Annotated in this window: 4 protein-coding genes; 3 read left to right on the top strand and 1 reads right to left on the bottom strand. The window is 65.4% G+C overall.

Going from position 1 to position 5,534, the window contains the following annotated elements:
- Positions 1-107: 107 nt before the first annotated feature.
- From JWN03_RS09410 to JWN03_RS09400, 3 genes are all read left to right on the top strand, one after another.
- A complete protein-coding gene (locus JWN03_RS09410; RefSeq protein ID WP_297612721.1) occupies positions 108-1,082 on the top strand; it encodes a glycosyltransferase in 975 nt (324 codons plus the stop codon).
- A 107-nt stretch (positions 1,083-1,189) separates the two neighbouring features.
- Entirely contained in the window at positions 1,190-2,854 is a 1,665-nt protein-coding gene (locus JWN03_RS09405; RefSeq protein WP_297612718.1) for a DUF2142 domain-containing protein, read from the top strand.
- A gap of 21 nt (positions 2,855-2,875) precedes the next feature.
- On the top strand, positions 2,876-3,973 hold the full coding sequence (locus tag JWN03_RS09400; RefSeq protein WP_297612715.1) for a hypothetical protein: 1,098 nt from the start codon (positions 2,876-2,878) through the stop codon (positions 3,971-3,973).
- Between the two features lie 13 nt (positions 3,974-3,986).
- Here the strand turns inward: JWN03_RS09400 and rfbB are convergent, their stop codons facing one another.
- Complete coding sequence (rfbB, locus tag JWN03_RS09395) at positions 3,987-4,991, bottom strand: dTDP-glucose 4,6-dehydratase (protein ID WP_297612712.1); 1,005 nt, start codon at positions 4,989-4,991, stop codon at positions 3,987-3,989.
- Positions 4,992-5,534: the final 543 nt, after the last annotated feature.

Raw genomic sequence — 5,534 nt, 5'->3', positions numbered from 1 at the left:
CGACGGCTACCGACTCACTGCTGGACACTCGGCGACGGTACCGCAGTGATCTCGGGTACCCTCCCCGTGTTCGTATTCGCCTTCCGATCACATCGAGGATTGACCGGGTGGACCCCACCGAGCTCCGCATTGCCGCAGTGGTTCCGTGCCACAACGAAGAGGCCTCGGTCGCACAGGTCGTCAGCGACCTCAAGGCCGCCGTGCCCGGAATTGTCGTATACGTCTACGACAACCTGAGCACCGACGCGACCGCGGAGCGGGCGCAAGAGGCCGGCGCGATCGTCCGTCACGAATATCGCAAGGGCAAAGGCAATGTCGTGCGCCGCGCCTTCGCCGATATCGAAGCCGACGTCTATTTGATGATCGACGGCGACGACACCTATGACGCCTCCGCCGCACCGCGGTTGATCGAGGCGCTATTGTCGGGGCCGTACGACCATGTCCTGGGTGTGCGCCGCGAGCTGGCCGGCGAGACGGCATACCGGCCGGGTCACGAGACCGGCAACAAGGTGCTCAATGGCGTGGTCGCGCAGGTGTTCGGCGAGAACGTCGAGGACATGCTGAGCGGATACCGCGTCTTCTCACGGCGTTTCGTGAAGAGCTTCCCGGCGGTGTCGCGCGAATTCGAGATCGAGACCGAGTTGACGGTGCACACGCTGCATCTGCGGGTGCCGCAGACGGCCGTGCCCGTGGGCTTCAAGGATCGGCCGGAGGGCAGCGAATCCAAGCTGCGCACCTATCACGACGGCTTCAAGATCCTGCGGCTGATCATAGGCCTGGCCCGGCATGAACGCCCGGTCGCCTTCTACGGCCTGTTCGGCACCGTGGCCTGGATCATTTCGATCATCCTGATCACGCCGATAGTGATCCAGTTCTACGAAATCCACTCGGTCCCGCGCTTTCCGACGCTCTTCCTGGGCTTCACGCTGATGCTGCTCGGCAGCCTCGCCTGGACCGCCGGACTGGTGCTGGACGGCATCCGCCGGTCCCGGCACGAGGCGGCGCGGCTCATGTACCTGCGCTATTCGGCCGTCGGTGCGGACGAATGCGCCGGTGAACGCTCGGGCGGTACCCGACGATGACGATCCGGACCGAACCGGAGGCCACCCGGCCCGGCGAGGACCCGACCACGAAAACAACACCCCCGCCTGCGACACCTGCAACCACCCGTCCAGCAGAATCGGACATCGTGGCAACCGAAGTGAGCGACAACGGCAAGAGCGAACCCGATGCGGCCGAGGTCGTCATCACCACACCCCTCGTCCCCGCGGCCCTCGTTCCGGAGACGCCCGCCGAGCTGATGCCGGCCGGCGGCGTGGATGCGCCCGGTGTCGCGCAGCCGACGAAGATCGCGCCGGCGGCGGTTCCCGAGCAGCAAACGGGCGTGCAGCGGGTCGCGGCCCGGATCGAACAGCGTTTCGGCACCGCGACTTTGGTGTTCCTGCTGCTGGCCGGCGTGTTCGGCGCGGTCTTCTCCGTGCTGACGCCGCCGTTCTGGGGGCACGACGAGATCACCCAGTTCGGGCGGGCCTATCAGGTGGCGCACGGCGGATTCCTGCCGGAGAAGATCCACGATGATCGCGGTCCCGCATGGGGCGGCGACGTACCGGTGAGTGTGGACGCCCTCATGGGCTACGCGCACGACGATTACGCGAACAACAGTCCGGACGAGCAGGACCCCATGGTGGAGGACCCGCACGGCTACGACGAACTCGGTGGCAAGCCGGTGTCGGCCCAGACCAAGCAGGTGTGGTTCACCAATACCGCCGCCTACTCCCTCGTCCCGTATCTGCCTGCCGCGGCGGGCATTCGGCTGGCGGAGGCCTTCGACCTCAATGTCGGCGGCATGGTGCTGGCCACCCGCTGGGCCGGGCTGCTCGCCTATCTCGTGATCGTCGCGTTCGCGGTGCGCGCCCTGCGCGGGCACCGGATCCAGTGGCTGGCGCTGACGGTGGCGGTACTGCCGATCGCGGTGTTCCAGGCGGGCACCGTCACCGCCGATACGGTGACCAACGCACTGGCACTGCTCGTTTCGGCGCTCATCGTCAAGAGTCTGTTCCTCGGCAAGCGCCTGTCCCGCCCGGAAACCGTTGCGGCACTGGCGGCGGCGATCCTGCTGCCGGTCTGCAAGCCGACCTATGTGCTGCTGGCCATGCTCATCGTGCTGATTCCCGCGCAGCGCTTCGGTTTCGGCAGCGCCGACCGGCCCGCCGTCTGGCAGCGCGTCCTGCCGTGGGCCGGTGCGGCCATCGGCGCGGCGGCCTTCGCCGTATGGATGAAGATCGCCGCCCCGACCGGCGACGGTATGGGCCTCATGCGCCCGCAGGATCAGTGGGGCAGCGTCCGCCCCGGCGATCAGCTGCACGGAATCCTCAGCGACCCAGGCCATTTCCTGCGCGTCTTCGGCGACAGTATCGCCCGCCGCGACCAGCGCTGGTTCAGTCAGTTCTTCGGTGAGCTCGGCTTCGCGTACATCGATGTCCCGGCGCTCACCATCTGCGCCAGCCTGCTGGCCTTCGTGGTGAGCCTCGGCATCGCCGACCGCCTGACCGGTGACCGGCTGCGCACCTGGCTGGTACTGCTCACCATGCTCGCCGGCGTCGCGATGATCTACGTGACCTTGTACATGTCCTTCACGCCCGTCGGTTACTTCATCATCGACGGTGTCCAGGGCCGGTACTTCGTCCCGCTGGCGCTGCTGTTCCTGGCTGTCTTGCTGCGCTGGATGCCTTTGCGGCTCACCAATTTCGAAGGCAAGATCCCGACTCGGGGTCCCGCCGTCACGGTGGTCGTGGCCGTCACCGTGGCGCTCATCGCCGCGGTGATCAAGTATTCGACCATCGTCTGGGGCTGACCCGCTCGGTAGTGTGCGGAGGTGGGTACACAGGGGTGGCTACGACGTCCGGTCGCGGCCGCCCGCGCGAAATGGCAGGACCGATCCCGCTGGCGGAATCGGTCGCGCGGGTGGCGCATCTCGGTGGTCCTGCTGATCGTCGTGTGCACGCTGCTGACACCGATCGGGGCCGCGGCCGCCTACCTGCGGCTGCAGGATGCCGGCACGCCCGCCGAGTCGGCCCGCACGCGCGGCCGGGACGCGGTGTGGCTGGGGCACGCCTGGGTGGACGGCCGCAAGACCGAGGCCGATGTCGCGCAGCTCGGAGTCCTGTTGTCCGGCACCGGGATCAAGGATCTCTACGTCCACACCGGCCCGCTGGATCATGACGGCACACTGCCGCCCGCGCTGTACCCACAGGCCCGCTGGTTCGTCGAGACGGTGCATCGGCTGCTGCCCGGCATCCGGGTGCAGTCCTGGCTCGGCGATATCCTGGCTCCCGAATCCGACGGCTTGAACCTGGACGATGCCGCGACCCGCGACCGTATGGTCACCGCCGCGAACCAGGTGCTGGATCTCGGATTCGACGGCATCCATTTCGATCTGGAGCCGGTGAGCTCGGGTTCGGCCGGATTCCTGGCACTGCTGGATCGGGTGCGTCCCGTCACCGCCGCCCGCCGGGCGCTGCTGTCGGTGTCCGCGCCGGTCATCGATCCGCTGCCGGGTCTGCACCTGCTGGGTATGGCGCTCGCCGATCACGGAAAGTGGTGGTCGCAAGCCTATTTCGCGGAGGTGGCGCGACGCGTCGACCAGATCGCGGTGATGTCCTACGACACGGCCATGCCGACGGGCTCGCTCTACGGCGGATATGTCGCGCAGCAGACCCGGCTGGCTCTTCAGGTGACGCCGCCGCAGGTCGATCTGCTGCTCGGGCTGCCCGCATTCTGGGCCGACGACCTCGGTCATCACGGTGCGGCGGAGACGGTAGCGAGCGCAATACGCGGCGTCCGTTTAGGTTTGGGGCGTACCACGCTCGACCGCCGGACATTCGGGGTGGCACTATACGTGGATTTTGCCGCGACGCCAGTGGACTGGGCGGTGTATCGGCGCGATTGGGGTGGGCTCGCCCCTCGTGAGTGAGCCCTTTCCGGGGTTACAGGACTTTCTCTCCCGCGGCCGCATAGGCCGTTTCGGTGACGTCTTTCTGGGGGCGCCACCATGCCTCGTTGTCGCGATACCACTGCACGGTCGCGGCCAAACCGGTACGGAAGTCAGAATATTCAGGCTTCCAGCCGAGTTCGGTGCGCAGCAACGTCGAATCGATGGCATAGCGGAGGTCGTGACCGGGGCGGTCGGTGACGTGATCGAAGTCGTCGCGATCGCGGCCGAAGGCTTCCAGGATCAGCTGTACAACGGATTTGTTGTCGCGTTCGCCTTCGGCGCCGATGAGGTACGTCTGCCCGATTCGGCCGCGGTCCAGAATTTCCCATACGGCGCTGTTGTGGTCGTCCACGTGGATCCAGTCGCGCACTTGATGTCCGGTGCCATAGAGGCGGGGCCGGACGTCGTCGATGAGATTGGTGATCTGGCGTGGGATGAATTTCTCCACGTGCTGGTACGGGCCATAGTTGTTGGAGCAGTTGGAAAGTGTGGCCTGTACGCCGAAGGACCGCACCCAGGCCCGCACCAGCATATCGCTGGAGGCCTTGGTCGCCGAGTACGGACTCGACGGGTTGTAGGGCGTGACCTCGGTGAATGCGGAAGGATCGTCCAGCGCGAGGTCGCCGTACACCTCATCGGTCGAGATGTGGTGGTAGCGCACCTGATGCCGCCGTACCGCCTGTAGTAGCGAATACGTACCGACGATATTGGTCTGGACAAATGGCCAGGGGTCGGCGAGCGAATTGTCATTGTGCGATTCGGCGGCAAAATGCACCACCGCATCCACGCCGCCGACGAGCCGGTCGACCAGCGCGGGATCGGCGATGTCACCGTGTACGAACTCGATGCGGTCGGCAAGGGCGGCCAGGGAGGCGCGATTGCCCGCATAGGTGAGTTTGTCGAGCACGGTGACATGGACGCCCGGGCGTCGGGTCACGGTCTGATGAACGAAGTTCGCGCCAATGAAGCCGGCGCCTCCGGTTACGAGCAGTCGCACACCGAAAACCCTACGTCGCCTTGGGTCGCCGCTGCCGTGCGGTCTCCATGTTGCGGGGTCTACACCGGCTGTGAGCTTCCTGTGAGCGAAATCGGACACAAGAAGGAAACAAGTTATCCCGACAATATTCGTACTGTCATCCGAAAAGTTGCAATTTCGTGGACTCTTCGAGAATTTCCCAACAGGATCATTCCGGTTTTCAAGCATTCTCTGTGACCTTCGCCACAAACAGACCGCATAGTAATGGACAGGGTGGCAGGGAACAGGCCTGAAAACCATACGTACGCAGCGGATTTCCAGAAGCTGACGAACCGCACGATCACCGAGGTGAACGGAATTTGAACGAACGGTCACGGTGGGTTCACCGCGCGTTAGCTGTCCTGGATTTGTATTTCCCTGTCCCCCCGAGCTATTCCGATGAGGTTTGCAACAAATGCTGATGAGGAAATTCGCCGCCACGTCGGCGCTGCTGATCGCGGCCATGGGCGTCACCGCCGGCACCGTGAACGCCGCGCCCGCTGCCGACACCGTCGCACCGATCGA

This window comes from Nocardia sp. (assembly GCF_025465275.1).
Classification (GTDB): Bacteria; Actinomycetota; Actinomycetes; order Mycobacteriales; family Mycobacteriaceae; genus Nocardia.
The sequence above is the reverse complement of the archived record's forward strand: the minus strand, read 5'-3'. Positions and strand labels throughout refer to the sequence as shown.